The organism is Pseudoxanthomonas sp. PXM04 (assembly GCF_014851695.1).
In the GTDB taxonomy this organism is placed as follows: Bacteria; Pseudomonadota; Gammaproteobacteria; order Xanthomonadales; family Xanthomonadaceae; genus Pseudoxanthomonas_A; species Pseudoxanthomonas_A beigongshangi.
The window spans coordinates 990,874-1,011,243 of record NZ_JACVAG010000001.1; the positions used below are offsets into that span (position 1 = coordinate 990,874).

General features: G+C 65.6%; 14 protein-coding genes and 1 pseudogene. 9 read left to right on the forward strand and 6 right to left on the reverse strand.

The genetic code is table 11. From position 1 onward, the window contains the following. Positions 1-33: 33 nt before the first annotated feature. Entirely contained in the window at positions 34-639 is a 606-nt protein-coding gene (locus IB228_RS04760; RefSeq protein WP_192197691.1) for a hypothetical protein, read from the reverse strand. A gap of 135 nt (positions 640-774) precedes the next feature. On the opposite strand from IB228_RS04760, the gene IB228_RS04765 reads away from it, so the two are divergent. Both IB228_RS04765 and IB228_RS04770 read left to right on the forward strand, forming a co-directional pair. Beyond that, positions 775-1,260 (forward strand): glutathione peroxidase, encoded by a 486-nt coding sequence (locus IB228_RS04765; protein ID WP_192197692.1) that lies wholly within the window; start codon positions 775-777, stop codon positions 1,258-1,260. Further along, positions 1,261-1,659, forward strand: a complete 399-nt coding sequence (locus IB228_RS04770) for a hypothetical protein (protein ID WP_192197693.1) — start codon at positions 1,261-1,263, stop codon at positions 1,657-1,659. It abuts the gene before it with no gap. A 24-nt stretch (positions 1,660-1,683) separates the two neighbouring features. Here the strand turns inward: IB228_RS04770 and IB228_RS04775 are convergent, their stop codons facing one another. From IB228_RS04775 to IB228_RS04795, 5 genes and pseudogenes are all read right to left on the reverse strand, one after another. Beyond that, positions 1,684-2,463, reverse strand: coding sequence for a ferredoxin--NADP reductase (locus tag IB228_RS04775; RefSeq protein WP_192197694.1), 780 nt, complete (start codon positions 2,461-2,463; stop codon positions 1,684-1,686). Between the two features lie 108 nt (positions 2,464-2,571). After that, the gene (locus tag IB228_RS04780) at positions 2,572-3,672 is read right to left on the reverse strand and encodes an NAD(P)/FAD-dependent oxidoreductase (RefSeq protein ID WP_192197695.1); all 1,101 of its coding nucleotides are present in this window, start codon (positions 3,670-3,672) and stop codon (positions 2,572-2,574) included. Between the two features lie 183 nt (positions 3,673-3,855). Then, positions 3,856-5,496 carry a pseudouridine synthase gene (locus IB228_RS04785; RefSeq protein WP_192197696.1) on the reverse strand — a complete coding sequence of 547 codons (1,641 nt, stop codon included), beginning with the start codon at positions 5,494-5,496 and terminating at the stop codon, positions 3,856-3,858. Positions 5,497-5,672: 176 nt separating this feature from the next. Then, positions 5,673-6,362: pseudogene (gene scpB, locus IB228_RS04790) on the reverse strand (SMC-Scp complex subunit ScpB); the annotation flags it as partial. 46 nt (positions 6,363-6,408) lie between these two features. Beyond that, on the reverse strand, positions 6,409-7,314 hold the full coding sequence (locus tag IB228_RS04795; RefSeq protein ID WP_141453123.1) for a ScpA family protein: 906 nt from the start codon (positions 7,312-7,314) through the stop codon (positions 6,409-6,411). A 385-nt stretch (positions 7,315-7,699) separates the two neighbouring features. Here IB228_RS04795 and IB228_RS04800 point away from each other — a divergent pair, with 385 nt between their 5' ends. The 7 genes from IB228_RS04800 (at position 7,700) to IB228_RS04830 (ending at position 20,288) form a co-directional block, all read left to right on the forward strand. Further along, on the forward strand, positions 7,700-7,999 hold the full coding sequence (locus IB228_RS04800) for a YciI family protein (protein WP_192197697.1): 300 nt from the start codon (positions 7,700-7,702) through the stop codon (positions 7,997-7,999). After that, positions 7,996-8,271 carry a BolA family protein gene (locus IB228_RS04805; RefSeq protein WP_192197698.1) on the forward strand — a complete coding sequence of 92 codons (276 nt, stop codon included), beginning with the start codon at positions 7,996-7,998 and terminating at the stop codon, positions 8,269-8,271. Before IB228_RS04800 ends, IB228_RS04805 begins: the two co-directional genes overlap by 4 nt. Before the next feature lie 111 nt (positions 8,272-8,382). Further along, positions 8,383-10,668: a glycoside hydrolase family 3 N-terminal domain-containing protein gene (locus IB228_RS04810; RefSeq protein WP_192197699.1), complete on the forward strand. Its 2,286-nt coding sequence runs from the start codon at positions 8,383-8,385 to the stop codon at positions 10,666-10,668. A 493-nt stretch (positions 10,669-11,161) separates the two neighbouring features. Then, on the forward strand, positions 11,162-12,193 hold the full coding sequence (locus IB228_RS04815) for a LacI family DNA-binding transcriptional regulator (RefSeq protein ID WP_183641919.1): 1,032 nt from the start codon (positions 11,162-11,164) through the stop codon (positions 12,191-12,193). 88 nt (positions 12,194-12,281) lie between these two features. Next, the gene (locus IB228_RS04820; RefSeq protein ID WP_192197700.1) at positions 12,282-15,260 is read left to right on the forward strand and encodes a TonB-dependent receptor; all 2,979 of its coding nucleotides are present in this window, start codon (positions 12,282-12,284) and stop codon (positions 15,258-15,260) included. 303 nt (positions 15,261-15,563) lie between these two features. Continuing rightward, positions 15,564-18,629 (forward strand): TonB-dependent receptor, encoded by a 3,066-nt coding sequence (locus IB228_RS04825; RefSeq protein WP_192197701.1) that lies wholly within the window; start codon positions 15,564-15,566, stop codon positions 18,627-18,629. A gap of 135 nt (positions 18,630-18,764) precedes the next feature. After that, a complete protein-coding gene (locus IB228_RS04830; protein WP_192197702.1) occupies positions 18,765-20,288 on the forward strand; it encodes a tryptophan halogenase family protein in 1,524 nt (507 codons plus the stop codon). Positions 20,289-20,370 lie beyond the last annotated feature (82 nt).

The window sequence follows — 20,370 nt, forward strand, 5'->3', positions numbered from 1 at the left end:
AGGCATGTGCCGGGCGGGGCGGTTCTGTGCTGGCTACAGCGTCTCGAACTCGCGTGCGATCCAGCTCACGTGGTAGAGCAGGCCCAGCACCGCGAAACCCGCGTGATAGCGCGGATTGCGGGTCCACATGGCGATCAGGCTGCCGGTGATGTAGGCGAGGTTGCGGAACACGTATTCGGGCCCGAAGCTGCGGAAATACGCTTCGCCCTTGATCCAGGTGTCAAAGAAATCGACCGCGAACACCAGCGCCAGCAGGCCGAAGAACCATTTCCGCCGGTCGTAGAAGTAATCGCGGTAGCTGGCGTAGCCGTCCAGATTCTCCGGAAAGATCAGCGCGCACAGCAGGTATTGCATCAGCGCGTACAGGGCCACGAAGAAATAGAGGTTGAAACTCCAGTGCACCAGATGGCTGAGGCGGAACTCCCACCACCAGAACAGCAGCAGGTAGGAGAACATGAACGCCGCCCAGCACAGGTGCACCCAGTAGATCTGGCAATGGTGCGGGCGTTCGATGATGCGGGCGAAGTGGCGCAGCAGGTGGGTCAGGCCCAGGCCGACCACCATGCCCAGCAGTACGCGTACGTGCAGGTAGACGGTGGCCATCGAGGCGGCGTCGGGTGCATGGGGCGAAAGCTGCATTCCGTGTTCCCCGGCGGAAGCGACGGCCAAGGCTAGCGCATCTGCGCCGGCCCCGCACAAGGCGTCGCCACCGGCGAAAACGCTTGCCCCCGGCTGGCCCCGGGTGTCTCATATCCGTGTTTCCGGAGACCCGCCATGACCACCGCCTACGATTTTTCCGCCACCGACATCGATGGCCAGTCCCGCTCGCTGGCCGAGTACCGTGGCAAGCCGTTGCTGATCGTCAATGTGGCGTCGAAATGCGGCTTCACCCCGCAGTACACCGGGCTGGAAAAGCTGTGGCGCGACTACCGGGATCAGGGATTGGTGGTGCTGGGCTTCCCGTGTGATCAGTTCGGTCATCAGGAGCCGGGCGACGAAGCCGAGATCCGCAATTTCTGCTCGCTCAACTACGACGTGAGCTTCCCGATGTTCGCCAAGATCGACGTCAACGGGGACGGTGCGCATCCGTTGTGGAAGTGGCTGAAGCAGGAGAAGAGTGGCCTGCTCGGCATTTCGGCAATCAAATGGAACTTCAGCAAGTTCCTGGTGGGGCGCGATGGCAAGGTGATCAAGCGCTATGCGCCGACCGACACGCCGGAATCGCTGGCTGGCGACATCGAGGCCGCGCTGGCCGGATAGATGGACGCGCACGAGGCTTCACCGCCGTTCCGCATCGAGTTCAGTCCCGCCGACTACGGACTGAAGGCACACGTGAAGGGCGTCAACGGCACCCTGGAAACCACGCTGGCGTACTGGCGCCGGATTGCGGTGGAGGTGCGGCGCGTGCAACCGGCGGGCCTGCTGGTGGTCGACGACATGGAAGGCGAGCCGCCGCCGCCGGAACAGCTGGTGCAGTTCGTGCAGGCGATGCTGGGCGAGGGCCTGGAAGCGGTGCGGGTGGCCTACGTGGAAAAGCACCTGGAGCAGATTCCGCAGGTGGAACTGGCCAGCATCCTGGCCAACGAGCACGGCTTCCAGGGCCACGTGTTCGACAACGAACGCAGCGCGGTCATCTGGCTGCGCTACGGGGAACGCTAGGGCGGGCCATCGGCCCACCCGGCATCACTTCTCGACGAAGGCGCGCTCGAACACGTACTGGCCGGGCGTGCCGATGCGCGGGGCGGCGGTGAAGCCGCGACCGTCGAGCAGGGCGCGAAAGTCGGCCAGCATCTGCGGGCTGCCGCAGATCATCGCGCGATCCTTTTCCGGATCCAGCGGTTCCAGTCCCAGCGCTGCCATCATTTCGCCACTGGCCATCAGGTCGGTCAGGCGGCCATGGTTGGGGAATGCCTCGCGGCTGACCGCCGGGTAGTACAGCAGCTTCTCGCGGATGATCTCGCCGAGGAATTCGTGCTGCGGCAGTTCCTTCTCGAAGTAATCGCGGTAGGCCAGATCCTGCACGTGGCGGACACCATGGGTGAGGATGACGCGGTCGAAGCGCTCGTAGGTTTCCGGATCCTTGATGATCGACAGCCACGGCGCCAGGCCGGTGCCGGTGCCCAGCAGGTACAGGTTGCGGCCCGGGTGCAGGTCGCTGATCAGCAGGGTGCCGGTGGGCTTGCGGCCGATTACCACGGTGTCGCCAGGCTGGATGTCTTTCAGCCGCGAGGTCAACGGACCGTTGGGCACCTTGATGCTGAAGAATTCGAGCTGTTCTTCCCAGTTGGCGCTGGCGATGGAGTAGGCGCGCAGCAGCGGCTTGCCTTCGGTCTGCAGGCCAATCATCACGAACTGGCCGTTGTCGAAGCGGAAACCGTCGTCGCGGGTGGTGGTGAAGCTGAAGTAGTCGTCGGTCCAGTGACGGACGTCCAGCACCGTCTCGGTGCCAAAAGCGGAGGACATGGGGTGTGGGGCGCTTGATTCGAACCGGCCCATTGTAGCCGACCGCCCCGGCGCGACCTTGATCCAGCGCAACCGGGAAGCGGGGCGGAGGCGGTGACGGCGGGCCCGTCAGTCGGCCTTCGCGCGTCGGCCGCGCCGGTGGAAGTAGAGCTGCTCGGCGACGCGGCGCAGCGGCGGTGACTTCAGCAGCAGGTCGAACGGCCAGTCCCACTGTGCGTGGTCGAAGGCCCAGCGCAGGGCGCGCTTGCGCCGCCAGGCCGGAATCGCGCGGATGGCCGAGGCCTGCGGAGGCACTCCGGAGCGAAGGGACCGCACCAGCGCGCGGCCGACCTCGGCGCCGTGGCGCAGCCCGGCATGAATGCCGCCGGCGGTGACCGGCGAGACCACGCCGGCGGCATCGCCGGCAAGCAGCAGGTTGCCGCGCAGGCGGTCGCGGACCGGGCCGCCGCAGGGAATCAGTCCCGCGCGGATGCTGTCCGGCCGGCGGTCGGCGGCCAGCCCGCTGAGCGATGCGACCTGGGCCAGGAAGCCGCGCAGATCCGGTGGCGCGATCCTGCCACGGCGCTGGCGATGCGCCAGGCCGGCCTGCACGCCAGTCGGGGTCTGCGCGATCCAGCCGATGTAGCCCGGCGCCCAGCGTCGGCTGATGAAACAGTGCAGCGCATCGGGCGTGCGCAGGGCGCCGCCGTCGAACTCGTATTCGATGCCGTACAGGAAATCGCGAACCCGGCCCAGGCCGAGGTGCTCGGCCACGCGTGAGCGCGCGCCATCGGCGCCGACCAGATAGCGGCAGTCGCCGATGCCGGGCAGATGCCAGCCGTCCGGCGTGGGGGTGGCATCGCGGAAGCTGCAGGCCAGCCGCAGTTCCACGCCGGCAGCCACGCTGCGCTGTCCCAGCCAGCGCATCAACGCGGGCGTATCGGTGGTGAAGAAGCGATAGCCCGGGGCGGACAGATCCACGCTCTCCAGGGAGGGCGCATACAGGCGGACTTTCGGTACCGCGTGCAGCAGTCCGGCGGGAATGCCGGCGAACAGTTCGCACTCCAGCGCTTCCGGCACCAGGATGCCGGTGGTGTGCAGGCGTTCGCCCAGATCGCGCTTGCGATCGATCACGCAGACGCGGAATCCGGCCGCCGCGATTTCGCGGGCGCAGGCCAGGCCGGCAAAACCGGCGCCGACCACGATGACGTCATGGTTTCCGTTGTGCACGTATGGCCGTCCGCATGAGGGGGACGGCGAGCATCCGCGAGACGCGCGGGAGGACGATGAAGTGGCGGTGAAGCGAGCCGTCGTCGCTTGCGACGGCCCGCGCCATCATCGAGTGTGGCGTGCGAAACCGGTTATGCGAACGGGAAAAAGAAAAGGCGCCCTTGGGCGCCTTCTCGATTCGCATCAGCCGTGATGACCGCCGCCGCCGCCGCCGCCGCCGCGCGGGCGATGGCCACCGCCTCCGGGACGACCGCCCGGACCGCGGCCACCGGCCGGACGACCACCACCGGGACGGCCACCCGGACGCGGGCCGGCGTTCTGCGGACGGTTGCCGCCGCCGCCGGGACGACCACCCTGCGGGCGCGGACCACGCGGCTGCCCGTACGGGCTGAAGCCACCGGGCGTGGCGTGATCGGAGGGGAAGCTCGGTGCGTTGCCGGGGTGGCCGTACGGACGTGCCGCACGCTGCGGCTTGCCGGCACCACCGCCCGCACCGCCGCCGCCAGGACCACGCGGACCGCGCGGGCCACGCGATTCACCGCCGAAGCCGCCGTATTCGTTGCCGAAGCCGGCGCCGCCCTGCGGACGGTTGCCGCCACGCTTGCCGGCGCCACCGCCGCCCGGACCCTTGCGACCGGGACCGGCGTTGCGGTGCCCGGTCGGACCGGTATCGACACCTTCCGGCACGTACCAGCTGCGGAACGCGGCCGGATTGCCATCCGGCAACGGCTTGGGACCCTTCATCTTGCGCTGCTTGAACGGCTTCTGCGCCTGCTTGGCGGCGGCTTCGCCGCTGACCGTCAGGCCGCCGTGCGACTTCTTGCCGCGACCACGGCCGCGATCCTCGCGCACGTGATCGAAGCGACGCAGCTCGCGGCCTTCGTCGGCGGTGTTGTGGCCGTTGACGTAACCCTGGCTGCGGCCTTCGCGCGAGACGTGCACGGTGGACTTGGCGGCGCGGCGCTGGCCGATCACCGGTTGCAGCGTCAGCGCGGCGGGCGCGCCGTCTTCCAGGCCCAGTTCCTTGCGCAGTGCTTCGACCTGGGCGTCGGACAGTTCCTGCGACTGGCCGCGCAGCAGCGGCTGCGGCAGCGAGATGCGGCCGTAGCGGGTGCGCTTGAGCCGGCTGACCTGGCAGCCCTGCGATTCCCACAGGCGGCGCACTTCGCGGTTGCGGCCTTCCTTGACCACCACGCGGAACCAGTCGTGCGAGTCGGTGCCGCCGATGCGTTCGATTTCATCGAACTTGGCCGGGCCGTCTTCCAGCGCGACGCCGCGATGCAGGCGATCGACGATGTTGTCCGGTACGGTTTCCTGGCCTTCCGGGGCGCGCACGCGCACCACGTATTCGCGCTCGACCTCGTAGGACGGATGCATCATCGCGTTGGCGAGTTCGCCGTCGGTGGTCAGCAGCAGCAGGCCGGTGGTGTTGATGTCCAGGCGGCCGATGGCGATCCAGCGCGCGCCCTTGAGGACCGGCAGCGCCTCGAACACGGTCGGACGGCCTTCGGGATCCTCGCGGGTGGTCACTTCGCCTTCGGGCTTGTTGTACATCAGCACGCGCGCCGGTTCGGTCAGCGCGCTGGCGACGAACTGGCGACCATCGAGTTCGATTTTGTCGCCGCTCTTGACGCTCATGCCGACCTGGGCGGTCTCGCCGTTGACCTTGACCAGGCCGTCGGCGATGCGTTGCTCCAGCGCGCGGCGCGAGCCCAGTCCGGCCTGCGCCAGCACCTTGTGCAGGCGCTCCTCCAGCTTGTTGGCGGGGGCTTCGGCGGCGGCGTCGCGCTTGAGCGACAGTTTGTTGCGGGGGGTATTGCTCATGATTTCTGCTCCGACGAGGCTTCCGCGTCGTCATCCTGGGTTTCCGGGGAAATATCGGCGTCGCCTTCGCTTTCGTTTGCGGCGGCTGGTTCGTGTGTCTCCGCGTCGTCGTCCTGCGCGGTTTCGATGTCTGTGCGTGCGCCTTCCGTGGCGTCTTCCTGCGGCTGCGCCGGGGCGTCTTCGCCCGGGGCATCCGCTGTTGTCGGGTTGTCTTCGTTCTCGTCACCGGCCCCGGTGTCGAGCGGGGCGGCATCCGCGTCGTCGGCGCCGTCTTCCGCATCGAGGGCGACGCCGGCCGGAACCGGCGCGCCATCCAGCGGCAGCTGCGGTTCCAGTTCGCCGATGTCCTTCAGCTCCGACAGCGGCGGCAGCTCATCCAGGCGTTTGAGGCCGAAGTAATCCAGGAAGCCCCTGGTGGTGCCGAACAGCGCCGGCCGGCCGGGCACGTCGCGGTGGCCGACCACGCGGATCCACTCGCGCTCTTCCAGCGCCTGGATGATGTTGCTGCTGACCGCCACGCCGCGGACCTGTTCGATCTCGCCGCGGGTGATCGGCTGGCGGTAGGCGATCAGCGCGAGGGTTTCCAGGGTGGCGCGGGTGTACTTGGTCTTGCGCTCGGTCCACAGGCGGGCGACCCAGGCATGTACGTCGGCCTTGACCTGGAAGCGGAAGCCGGAGGCCACCTCGACCAGTTCCACGCCGCGTTCGGCGCAGCCGTCGCGCAGTTCCTCCAGCGCGCGTTCGACGCTGCCGGCCGGCGCCGGTTCCTCTTCCGGGAACAGGCCGTGCAACTGGGCCAGCGCCAGCGGCTGGTTGGCCGCCAGCAGGGCGGCCTCGACGATGCGGTTGATGAGCGATTGATCCATTCGAGCGCTTGCGTGGGTTCGGGCGGATGGAAAGGGGACGCGCCGGTCAGGCGTCGTTGGCGGCGGCGTCGCTGTCGTCGAACTCGCTGGAGAACTGCAGCGGTTCGTTGGTGTTGTTCAGCGCCAGCGACTTGACGTAAATCGGCGCCAGCGGGGCTTCCTGCACGATGTCCAGCAACTGCTCCTTGGCCAGCTCCAGCATGGCCAGGAAGGTCACCAGCACGCCCAGCTTGCCTTCCTCGGCGGTGAACATGGACTCGAAGCGGTGGAACCTGCCGTCGTCCAGCCGCGCCAGCACGTCGCCCATGCGCTGGCGCACGCTCAGGGCTTCGCGCTTGATGGCATGGCCGGTGAACAGCTCGGCGCGCTTGAGCACGTCGTGCAGCGCCAGCAGCATTTCCTTCAGCTCCACCGGCGGCGGCAGCTTGACCGCGGCGCGGTCCGGCACGTGCGCCTGCACCGGGGTGGTGTCGCGATCCTGGCGAGGCAGGGTGTCCAGATCCTCGGCGGCCTGCTTGAAGCGTTCGTACTCCTGCAGCCGGCGCACCAGCTCGGCGCGCGGGTCGGTTTCGTCGCCGTCCTCGTTGACCGGCCGCGGCAGCAGCATCCGCGACTTGATCTCGGCCAGGATGGCGGCCATCACCAGGTATTCCGCCGCCAGCTCGAAGCGCAGCTCCTGCATGACGTTGATGTAGTCCACGTACTGGCGGGTGATTTCCGCCACCGGGATGTCCAGGATGTCCAGGTTCTGCCGGCGGATCAGGTACAGCAGCAGATCCAGCGGGCCTTCGAAGGCATCCAGGATGACTTCCAGCGCATCCGGCGGGATGTACAGATCCTGGGGAATCTGCAGCACCGGCTGCCCATGCACGACGGCCAGCGGCATTTCCTGCTGCTGCGGGTGCGTGGACTGGCTTGTCGGGGTCGCGTCTTGCGCGAGTTCGGAGCTCATCAAGAAACAGCCGTAGTGCGGGTCACAATGCCTTCGATTGCACGCGCCGCCGCAGGGACGCCATGGTCTTCATTGCCGACCAGGGGCTTGCGGGCGAACGCTTCCGTACAGCAAACATGTCATCACGCCGTAGAGGAGCTCGCCGCGAAAGAAGCGGCGGCCGACAGCGAGGAGGTCGTCGGCGCGGGCGGGTGGTGGCAGCGAATCGATCGTCGTTGGGCGGCTGGCCGGCCGGTCCGGCGCAGTGCCTGGGAAATCCCCTGACGGGCCGCTGCTTCCGGCCGTGCAGTGGAGGCAAGAGTAAGCGCTGCGCCCGGCGCTGTCCAGCACCACCGGGCGGGTGGCCCGTACAATCCGTTCATTCCCGACCCGAGCGAGTGAACCCATGTGGTATGCCATAGAAGGCCATGACACCGAAGGCGCGCTGCCCCGGCGCATGGCCGCCCGTCCCGCCCACCTGGCCCGGCTGACCGCACTGCGCGACGAAGGCCGGCTGCTGCTGGCCGGCCCGTGCCCGGCCATCGACGCCGAGGATCCGGGCGAGGCCGGTTTCAGCGGCAGCATCGTCATCGCCGAGTTCGAGTCGCTGGCCGCGGCCCAGGCCTGGGCGCAGGCCGATCCTTATATGGAGGCCGGGGTGTACTCGCGGGTCGACGTGCGCCCGTTCCGCAAGGTGCTGCCGTGACCGCCGAGCGGGTCGAGCGCATCCGCCAGGCGCTGGAGCAGGCGTTCCAGCCCGAGCGGCTGGAGGTGGCAGACGACAGCCATCGCCACGTCGGCCATGCCGGCGCCCGCGACGGGCGGGGGCACTTCGACGTCATCATCGTCAGCGCGGCCTTCGCCGGCCGCGCGCCGCTGGCCCGCCACCGGGCGATCTACGCCGCGCTGGGGGAGATGATGACCACCGACATCCACGCCCTGTCCATCCACGCCTCGGCCCCCGGCGAAGCCCGCTGAGCCTCGCGAAGCATCCATCGCCGGTTCCCCGATCCGGGGCCGGCGGGCGGTTTTGCAGGGTGCGCTGAAAACGTTTACATTCCGCCCCTTGTCCATGGGAGGTGGAAACACATGAACAGTCGTATCCGCGCCGGCCAGTCCGCTGGCGCCCGACCGCGCGCGCGCCGCCACGGGTGGCTGGCGGCGGCGATCGCCACGGCGCTGATCGCCCCGGCCGTCGGTGCCCGCACCCCGCAGGCCCCCGCCGGCGAGGCGGCCTTCGTCGAGGCCCTGCTGGCGAAGATGACCGTGGAGGAGAAGCTGGGCCAGCTCAACCAGCCGCCCGGACTGGGCAACGACACCGGCCCGCAGGCGATGGCCGGCGGCGAGGACCAGATCCGCAACGGCGAGATCGGTACCTTCCTGGGCACCCAGGGCGCCGAGCTGACCTGCCGCCTGCAGCGCATCGCAGTCGAGGAATCGCGCCTGGGCATCCCGCTGATGTTCGGCTACGACGTCATCCATGGTTACCGCACCATCTTCCCGGTGCCGCTGGGCGAGTCGGCCAGCTTCGATCCGGTCGAAGTCGAGAATGCCGCGCGCGTGGCCGCCTGGGAGGCCGCCGGTTACGGCATCCACTGGACCTACGCGCCGATGGTGGACGTGGCGCGGGATCCGCGCTGGGGCCGCATCGTCGAGGGCGCAGGCGAGGATCCCTATCTGGGCTCGGTGCTGGCGGCGGCGCGCGTGCGCGGCTTCCAGGGCAAGCAACTGGGCAATGGCGACACCCTGCTGGCGACCGCCAAGCATTTCGTCGCCTACGGCGCGGCCGAGGGTGGCCGTGACTACAACATCGCCGACATCTCCGAACGCACCCTGCGCGAGGTGTACCTGCCGCCGTTCAAGGCCGCGGTGGACGCGGGCGCGGAGTCGGTGATGGCTTCGTTCAACGAAGTCGGCGGCGTGCCGATGCATGCCAACGGCGATCTGATCAACGACGTCCTGCGCAAGGAATGGGGCTGGGACGGTCTGCTGGTCAGCGATTACACCGGCGTCGAGGAACTGATCAAGCACGGCGTGGCCGGGAATCGCACCGACGCGGGCGTGCTGGGCCTGCGCGCGGGCGTGGACATCGACATGGTCAGCCGCATCTACGTGAAGGATCTGCCGGCGGCGGTGAAGGCCGGCAAGCTGCCGATCGCCACCGTGGACGAGTCGGTGCGCCGGGTGCTGCGCGCCAAGTACCGGATGGGCCTGTTCGAGGATCCGTACCGCTACTGCGATGCCGAGCGCGAGAAGGCGCGCACCCTGACCGCCGACAGCCGCAAGGCCGCGCGCGAGATGGCGCGCAAGTCGATGGTGCTGCTGGACAACACCGGCGGCGTGTTGCCGCTGGACAAGCAGAAGGTGAAGACGCTGGCGGTCATCGGCCCGCTGGCGGACCTGCGCCGGGCGATGCTGGGCAACTGGGCCGGCGCCGGCCGCGACGAGGACGCGATCACACCGCTGGCGGGCATTCGCGCGGCGGTGGGGTCGGGCACCCAAGTCGTGTACGTCGAAGGCACCACGCTGGAAGGCGGCGAGACCACCGGCATTGCCGAGGCGGTGAAGGCGGCCCAACAGGCCGACGCGGTGCTGCTGTTCCTGGGCGAACACCCGGACATGAGCGCCGAAGCGCGCAACCGCACCTCGCTGGATCTGCCGGGTGCACAGCAGGCGCTGGCCGATGCGGTGGCCAAGGTCGGCAAGCCGACCGCGGCGGTGCTGCTCAACGGTCGTCCGCTGTCGATCGGTCCGCTGCGCGAACGCGTGCCGGCGATCCTGGAAGCGTGGTTCCCGGGCGTGGAGGGCGGCAATGCCATCGCCGACGTGGTGTTCGGCGACTTCAATCCGGCCGGCAAGCTGCCGGTGACCTTCCCGCGCACCGTCGGCCAGGTGCCGATCTACTACGCGCACAAGAACACCGGCCGCCCGCCGAGCGAGACCGAGCGCTACACCTCCAAGTACATCGACGTGCCGTGGACGCCGCTGTACGCCTTCGGCCACGGCCTGAGCTACACGACCTTCCAGTACGGCGGCCTGGCGGTGAAGCATCCGCGCATCGCCACCGACGGCAGCCAGGAAGTCAGCGTGACCGTGACCAACACCGGCAAGCGCGCCGGTGCCGAGGTGGTGCAGCTGTACGTGCGCGACGATGTCGCCTCGGTGACCCGTCCGGTCAAGCTGCTGCGCGGTTTCGAGCGCGTCGAGCTGGCGCCGGGACAGTCGAAGACGCTGACCTTCAAGCTGGGCTTCGAGGATCTGGCGATGTACGACGCGGCGATGAAGCGGGTGGTGGAACCCGGCAGTTTCACCGTGTTCGCCGGCGGCAATTCGGTGGACACGCTGGAAGCGAAGTTCGAGGTGACCGCGAAGTGAGCTAAAGCTCGCCGCCATTTCCGCGTTACCGGAGACGCGCGCTGCCCATCGGCTGCGCGCGTTTTTTATGGCAGGGATGGGCTTTGGCCCGCCCCGTCATGTCCCGCCGTGCCGCCTTTCTGGCAAGGCCTCGGGGAGGTTTACCGTGATTCCGGCGGACACTGGAATCCATCCAGTCCTGGGGCAGGGACTGGCCGGCCAGCGCGACCAGCGGCACGGACCCTGGCGTTTGCTGGGATGATGATGTCCAGGCTGGGAAAGGCATCCCGGCCAATCCAAGTCCCGATTTGTCCGGGCACTGTCCCGGGGAGGTCAGGAACGCGTCATGTCAGCGCATTTCTATTGCGGCGCAGCAAAAAAAAGAATGGAAAGAAGCCGTTAAGTAGTTGAAATGACTGCGCTGTCATGAGTATCTAACCTGGGCTTTACATCTCGTTTTGAAAACGTTTACAGTCCACTTCAATTGCAGTCATGACCGCGGAGGGGCGGTGCAATGGCGCGAACGGCCGTCACCATCAAAGATGTGGCACGCGAGGCGAAGGTATCCGTCGCCACGGTGTCGCGCGCGCTGAACGGACACGACAACGTGGCCGAGACGGTGCGTCGCCACGTCGTGGAAACCGCCGACCGCCTGCGTTACCAGCCGCATGCCGCCGCCCGCAGCCTCAGCAGCCGCCGTACCCAGACCATCGGCGTGGTCCTGCCGGACCTGTACGGCGAATTCTTCTCCGAATTGATCCGCGGCATCGACCAGGTCGCCCGCGCACGCCGCCAGCATCTGCTGGTGTCCAGCTACCACGGCCATCCGGAAGAGCAGGGCGAGGCGCTGCGCGCGATGCGTGGCCGCGTCGACGGCCTGCTGGTGCTGTCGCCGTATGCGGATCGACCCGGCTTCCTCACCGACAACCTGCCATCGGCGCTGCCGGTGGTGCTGATCAACACCCAGCTCGACGGCGCGCCGTATCCGGTGCTGAGCATCGACAACTACGGCGGCGCCCGCGCGATGACCGAGCATCTGTTGCAGGCCGGACATCGCCGCATCGCCTTCATCGGCGGGCCCGACGACAACTTCGACGCGCGCGAACGCCTGCGTGGCTATCGCGATGCGATCGCCGGCAAGGGCGAGGCGTGGGAACTGCCTGGCGACTTCAGCGAAGCGACCGGTTACGAAGCCGGCAAGCAGATCGTTTCTTCGAAACAGCGCCCGGATGCGGTGTTCGCCGCCAACGACATGATGGCGCTGGGATGCCTGTACGCATTGAACGAAGCGGGCGTGAACGTGCCCGGTGAAATCGCATTGGCCGGCTTCGACGACATTCCGCTCGCGCGCTTCGTTCACCCGCCCTTGACGACGATGCGGGTCAGCATTGCCGAACTGGGCGGTCACGCGATGACCCGCCTGCTGGATGGCATCGATGCGGAGAACAGCATGTCGAATGAAGCGCAGACCCTGGTGCCGGACCTGATTGTCCGGGAATCGAGTGGAGGACGTACCCAGGACGGGAGGCCCCAGGCGCAGCCATAGCCCGGTTTTTTTTAAGCCGATTTTGTAATCGATTTCAGAAGCAATCGAGTCAACTGACTGCAAGTCCACTGCCTTGGGAGGGAGAGTCATGAGGCACCCGGAAACTCGCAACCGCCGTTTCGCCCGCAGGATCCTGTCCTGCGCGCTCGCCAGTGGCCTGGCGATGAGCGCACCGGTGGTGTTCGCGCAATCGACCAGCGCCACCTTGCGCGGGTCGGTCCAAGCCGAGTCCACGGTCACCGTGACCAACCTGGGCACCGGCCTTACCCGCTCGGTGAAGGCATCCAACGGCAACTACAACATTGCAGGCCTGCCGCCGGGCAGCTATCGCATCGACGTGGTTTCCGGCGGGCAGAGCATCAGCCGCAACCTGACTCTGGCGGTGGGCCAGACCGCCACTCTCAACCTGGCGACCGCCGCCGCGACTCCGCCAATCGCGGGCGAGGCGACGACGCTGGACACGGTGAGCGTGACCGCGCCGCCGGTGATCGTCGAAACCAAAACCTCGGAAATCGCGACCTACGTGAGCAGCAAGCAGATCGAGGCGCTGCCGCAGAATTCGCGCAATTTCCTCGCCTTCGCCGATACCGTTCCCGGCATGCAGTTCATCAGCAGCCCGAATGGTTCGGAAAGCCAATTGCGCAGTGGTGCGCAGGGCTCGAGCAACATCAATGTCTTCATCGATGGCGTCGGCCAGAAGAACTACGTCACCCCGGGCGGCATCACCAGCCAGGACGACAGCCGCGGCAATCCGTTTCCGCAGTCGGCGATTGGCGAGTACAAGGTCATCACGTCCAACTACAAGGCCGAGTACGACCAGATCAGCAGTGCCGCGGTCACTGCGGTGACCAAGTCGGGTACCAACGAGTTCTCCGGAAGCTTCTTCTGGGACCGTACTTCGGATAGCTGGCGCAAGCCGACCGTCGCGGAAGAAAAGCGCGGCTACAAATCGCCGGAGGTTACCGAACAGTACGGCGTGACCTTTGGTGGGCCGATCATCAAGGACATGCTGCACTTCTTCCTGTCCTACGAGGCCAAGGAGTTCATCGTCCCGCGCAACGTGACGCCGCCGGCCGTGTTCGATCCCAGCGTGCTGCCTCCGGAGCTTGCCTCGATATACGGCGGATACAGTGTTCCCTTTAACCAGGATCTGTACTTCGGCAAGCTGAGCTTCCAGCCCAGTGACGCGCACCTGTTCGAATTGACCTTGCGCTACCGCAAGGAAGACTCCATCAGCCCGGGCAGCGACATCAGCGCGCCCTCGTTCTCGACCAACTTCGTCAACGACGAGAAGCGTGGCGACCTGCGCTACCAGTTCAGCTCGACCAACTGGCTCAATGACGCCCACATCACCTTCGAGGAAGCCGCATACAACCCCAGTCCGGTCACTGCCGGGCCGGGTTATCGCTACACGATCATCGATCCCGGCAATGCCACCGGCAATCCTCGCTTGGGTGTCCTCAACCTGGGCGGTGGTCCGACCTTCCAGGACAAAGGGCAGAAAGGCTTCGGATTCCAGGACGATCTGACCTACTTCGGCTTCGAAGGCCACACCCTGAAAATGGGCGTGAAGTACAAGGACGTCGAGCTCAACGCGTTCCAGCAGAACCCGCCGTATCCGCAGTACTACTTCGACGTCAATGAAAGCCTGACCCAGCCCTATCGAGTCGACTTCACCGCCCCGTACGCGAATCGCGCGTCGTTCGTTGAGTCCAAGAACAAGCAGTTCGGTATCTACATCCAGGACGATTGGGAGGTCAACGCCAAGCTGACCCTCAATATCGGCCTGCGCTGGGACTATGAAAAGAATCCCAGCTACACCGACTACAGGATTTCCGATGACCTGCTCGCCGCGCTGCGAGGGTGGGTTCGTATCCAGAACACGGACTACAACATCGAGGATTTCATCCCCAACGGTCGGCGTAAGGATTTCAAGGACGCGTGGCAGCCGCGCTTGGGTTTCTCCTATGACCTGTTCGGCGATCAACGGCATGTGATCTTCGGTGGCGCGGGACGGGCCTACGATCGAAACCTGTTCGATCTGATGGCTCGCGAGTACTACGCGGGCGCCTTCATGTCCTATGCGGTCAATTTCCCCACGCCGTTGCATCCTTGCGATCCTTCGGCAACCTGTATTCCATTCGATCCTGCGATCCTGACCCCGGCGGGGATCGCTGCTTACGTGGCGGCCAACCCGGAACAAGGCGGTGAGGTCAACCTGCTGAACAACGATCTGAAGACGCCCTATTCGGATCAGTACAGTCTCGGCATGCGCAACCTGTTCCAGTTGTGGGGTCACGAATGGAATTCCTCGGTGACCTTGTCGCATATCGTCAGCAAGGACGGCATCTATTTCCGGCTTGGCAATCGCTGGGAGGATGGATCCTTCCATCGCGTTCCTGGCGCTACCTGGGGCGGGCAGCCGTGGGATGAGCGGATACCGGGCTACGGCTCTCTGATTCTTGGTGATAACGGCATCGAATATAAATTGAATTCCCTGCTGATCTCGCTCGACAAGCCTTATACGGCAGAGTCGGGTTGGGGCTTCAATCTCGCCTACACCTACAGCGACGCCAAGGAGAATCGCACCGATGCTTCAACGGGCGAGACCTTCTATGGCGATGGGCCACGCCTGACCAGCCGCTACTACATGTCCACCGGCGTACCCAAGCACCGTCTGGTCCTGTCCGGCATCTACGACCTTGGCTGGGACACCATGCTCAGCGGCAAGCTGGTATTGGCGACGCCTACACCGCGCAACGCCACCAACTGCAATGACGTGTCCTCGGACAGTTTCTGCTTCTACGATCCCTTCGAGCCGGAAGGGACGATCGGCTACAAGCAGTTCGATATGGCGCTGGAAAAGCGCTGGGACACCGGGACGGATCTGCGTTTCAAGATACGCGCGGACCTGCTGAATGTCTTCAACTGGCGCAACTGGAACCAGTTCGAAGGCTGGCGCGGTGGCCCGAACGAGGCACGCAACCCGAAGTTCGGAAAACGTAACGGCGACGAGATCCTGTGGCCGACGCGCACGTTCAAGCTTTCATTCGGACTGGATTGGTAAGGCGAGTCCCAGGCGCCGGCATCCAGGGGATGCCGGCGGCCGGCCGGTAAAAAAATTTGCCCTGACATGTAAACGATTTCAAACGAGGCCCACCCACACGAATGCCCCGCAACCCCGAGATTTTCGAATGACAGCGCTGTCCGTCGCGCCGTGCGCACCACCGCATGGCGACGGAGGCGAACCGCGGTTCCGGCTTCGCGTCCGGGGCAGCGGTTGACGGCTAGACGAGTACGCATACGCAACACCTGACACTGTTCCAAAACAACACGCCGTGAAACACGTCCACACATCTGGAAACATGACATGACACATCGCAATCGAAGCGCTTCCCGACCCAATCGCACGCTCCTGGCGTGCGCGCTGGCGAGCTGCCTGGTGATGAGCACGCCCGCATTCGCCCAGTCCACCGGTGCCACCCTGCGCGGCCAGGTGGCCGGTGCGGCGGCGAACACCGAAGTCGTCGCCACCAATGTCGCCACGGGCGCGGTTCGCCGCACCCAGACCACGGCCAGTGGCAGCTATACGCTGGTCGGGCTGCCGCCGGGCACCTACACCGTGCAGGCAGGGGGCGCTTCCCAGACCGTGACCCTGGCGGTGGCGGCCAGCTCGACCCTGAACCTGGATACGGGCGCGCCGGTGGCGGCGCCGTCCGGCGATGCCACCAACCTGGATACGGTGACGGTCTCCGCGCCGCTGCTGCGCGACGTGCGCACCTCGGAAGTCGGCAACACCATTTCCCAACGCCAGATCGAAACGCTGCCGCAGGCGACCCGCAACTTCCTGGAGTTCGCCGACACCATTCCGGGCATGCAGTTCAAGATCAACAACCAGGGTACGGCCGAACTGCGCAGCGGCGTGACCAACACCAGCTCGACCAACCTGTACATCGACGGCGTCAGCCAGAAGAGCTATGTCGAGCGCGGCGGCATCGCCGGCCAGCAGCAGAGCGCGGGCAACCCGTTCCCGCAGCTGGCGATCGGCGAATACAAGGTCATCACCTCCAACTACAAGGCCGAGTACGGCCAGATCAGCGGCGCGGCGATCACCGCGGCAACCCGTTCTGGCACCAACGAGTTCGAAGGCGAGCTGTTCTATCACTACACCGATGAGGGCATGCGCCAAAAGCTGCCCAACGAGTGGAACAAGGACAAGGGTAAGTCGCAGATCAAGGAGTGGGGCCTGGCGGTAGGCGGGCCGATCCTGAAGGATCGCATGCACTTCTTCTTCGCCTACGAGAACAAGGAGAATATCTACGCGCAGACGGTCCAGCCATCGGCCGAATCCGGAAATGTCGGCGATCTTCTACCCGCGGATCTGCGGTCCCAATTCGGTGCCGCCTATGTTCCGCTGGACGAGGACCTGTACTTCGCTAAGTTGAGTTGGGATCTCAACGAGCGCGATCGGCTGGAACTGAGCGCCCAGTACCGTGACGAAACCCAAGCCGGCAACATCGGTGGCCAGGACACGCCGGAGCATGGGCAGCAACGCATCAACAAGGACAAGCGTTCCAACTTGCGCTGGCAGCACAGCGGTGATCGCTTCTTCAACGAGTTGATCGTCACCACCGAGCGGACCGAGAACAACCCGAATCCGTTCGGCTTCGGCAACGGCCGCAAGATCGCCTGGCTGCAGGATACCGGCCAACCGGAGCCGGCAGAGCGTGCGTTGATCAATCTGGGGCCCGCCGACGGCTTCAGTGTCAAGAGTGCCATCCAGAAGGGCTGGTCGATCCAGGATGATTTGACCTTCAACAGCTTCCAGTGGAATGGCGATCACACGATCAAGATGGGCGTCAGCTTCAAGTCCATCGATCTGACGTCCAGCGACGGCCAGCCATACAACCCGCAATTCACCTACGCCTTCGATCCCGTCACCGGCGTGGTGTCGGATATCCCGTACCGGGTGGAGTTCCTGGCGCCGTTTGACGAGCCGGGGCAGTCGGCGCTGGTCAAGACCGATGCCAAGCAGTACGGCTTCTACATCCAGGACGACTGGCAGGTGAACGAACACCTGATGTTGAACCTGGGCATCCGCTGGGATTACGAAGATGTGCCGGCCTACACCGATCATGTGACCTCGCCGGCCTACCTGGCGGCGCTGTACGGCCCCGATCCGGACAATCCGGGGGAACCGTGGATCAATCGCTGGCTGAAGGGTGGCAAGGATGCGCTGAATCCGGCCGACTACATCAGCAACGGCCACAACCGCAAGGGTTTCAAGGACGCCTGGGCGCCGCGCTTCGGCTTCTCCTATGACATCTTCGGCGACGAGCGCCACGTGATCCACGGCGGCGCGGGCCGTTCCTACGACCGCAACCTGTTCAAGGATCTGGCGCTGGAGAAGACCAAGTCTGCGGTGTCGCTGGTGCGCTTCGAGTTCCAGGACCCGCTCACCGGCCAGTGCGTGCGCGAACCCGCCAGTACGGGACGCTGCCTGCCGTGGGATCCCGCTTATCTGGGCGGCATCGACGTGCTCGGCGAGGCCATCGCCGGCCGCGGCGGCGCGGAAGTCTTCATGCTCAACAACAAGCTGAAGACCCCGTACTCCGATCAGTTCAGCCTGGGCATCACCAACCAGATTGGCGAGTGGCTGTCGGACGTGACCATCCAGCGCATCATGTCGCGCGATGCGTTCGGCTTCACCCTGGCCAACCGCCATCCGGACGGTTCGTTCTTCAGCAACGGTGGCGCACCGTGGGGCGGCACCGTGCCGGGCTATGGCGGCACGATCGTCGGTGACAACGGGGTGGAGAGCAACAACACCCAGATCCTGCTGTCGCTGGAGAAGCCATACACCAAGGCCTCGGGCTGGGGCGTGAACTTCGGTTATACCCACACGCAGGGTCGTCAGAACAGCACCAATGCGGAAGATCCGTTTGCCTACTTCGACAAATCCCGGCTGGGCTACGTGCCATTCGTCAAGTCGGGCAACGCGCCCAAGCATCGCTTCACCGCAGCGGGTTCGTTGGACGGTCCGTGGGGTATTACCTTCGGCGCCAAGATCGTCCTGGAGACGCCGACCCCGCGCAACACCATCGCCTGCTTCGGCTACACGGCGTGGGACGGCTCGAACTGCCAACTGGTGGGTTTCACTCCGCCGGCCAATGGCAAGTTCCTGATTGGCGGCAAGATCTTCAGCTACCGCACGGTGGACTTCCAGGCGACCAAGGAGTTCGCGATGCCGGGCGACACCAAGCTGACCATCCGGGCAAACCTGCTGAATGCATTCAACTTCAAGAACTACATGGATTACTCGTATAACAGCTTCGGCAGCAACGGAAACTACGATCCCGATATCTCGATCGCCAAGCGCGGCAATGTCTACTACTTCCCGCGCACGGTGAACGTCGAAATCGGATACAAGTTCTGACGGCCGCGCCGCGGCATCCTCTCTCCGGGTGTCGCGGCAACGCCTTGCAATGGTCTTCCCGCGTTACGCCCGCCGCTCCCGGGAAATGGGAGCGGCGGGACACGCAGGCTCCTCCCATTTCCACGAACCCGCAACATGAATCCACAGTCCCTGCGCAACATCGTGATTGTCGGCGGCGGTACCGCCGGCTGGATGGCCGCCGCCGCGTTCGGCCGCGTGCTGGGACCGGATTACGCCATCACCCTGGTGGAATCCGAACAGATCGGCATCGTCGGGGTGGGCGAGGCGACCGTCCCGCACATCAAGGCGTTCAACCAGTTGCTGCGCATCGACGAGGCCGACTTCGTCCGCAGTACCCAGGGAACGTTCAAGCTCGGCATCGAGTTCGTCGACTGGTACCGGAACGGCCACACCTATATCCATGGCTTCGGCCAGGAAATCGGCCATCCCTACGGTCTGCTGCCGTTCCAGCAGTACTGGTTCAAGGCACGCAAGGCCGGCATGGCCCAGTCGCTGGATGCCTATACGCTCAACAGCCTGGCCGCGCGACGTGGCCGGTTCATGACCGGCGCCAGCGACGTGCCGGCGGATTCGCCGCTGGCCAACATCGCGTACGCCTATCACTTCGACGCCGGTCTCTACGCGAAATACCTGCGCGCCTATTCCGAGCGCCTCGGCGTGAAGCGGGTCGAAGGCATTGTCGATCAGGTCATCCTGGATCCCGGGAACGGACACGTCCGTTCGCTGCGCCTGCGTTCGGGCGAGGAAGTGGCCGGCGATCTGTTCATCGACTGCTCCGGTTTTCGTGGCCTGTTGATCGAGGAAGCGCTGCATACCGGCTACATTGATTACACTCATTGGCTGCCCTGCGATCGCGCGCTCGCGGTGCCGTGCGAGAAGGTGGGACCGCCGACGCCGTTCACCCGTTCGACCGCGCGCAGCGCCGGCTGGCAATGGCGCATCCCGTTGCAGCACCGCACCGGCAACGGTTACGTCTACTCCAGCGCGCACATCAGCGACGACGAGGCGGCAGCCACGTTGCTGGCCAACCTGGACGGACGGGCACTTGCGGACCCGCGCCCGCTGCGTTTCACCACCGGCCGCCGCAAGAAATGCTGGAACCGCAACGTGGTCGCGCTTGGCCTGGCCAGCGGTTTCATGGAGCCGCTGGAGTCGACCAGCATCCACCTGATCCAGTCCGGCATTTCCAAACTGCTGGAGCTGTTCCCGCGCGAAGGTTTCAACGAAGTGCTGGCGCAGCGCTACAACGACCAGCTGGCGTTCGAGTTCGAGCGCATCCGCGACTTCCTGGTGCTCCATTACAACGCCACCGAGCGCGACGATTCGCCGTTCTGGCGCCAGTGTCGCGACATGTCGATACCGGAAAGCCTGACCGCCAATCTGGACCTGTTCCGCGACAGCGGGCGGTTCTTCCGCAACGCCAGCGAGATGTTCGCCGAGATCAGCTGGGTGCAGGTGATGATCGGGCAAGGCATCGAACCGCGCGGATGGCACCCCTTGGTGGACCGCGTCCCGGACGCGGATCTCAAGCGGCTGATGGAAAGCGTGGCCGGCACGATCAGTGCCTGCGTCGATGCCATGCCGGAACACCAGCGGTTCATCGACCGCCATTGCAAGGCCGAACCGGTGTCGTTCTGATGCGCCGGTTTTCCCATTCCCACGACTGAGCCGCGAATGCGGCATCCTGAAGGGCAAGCACCGATTCGAAATGAAAACGTTT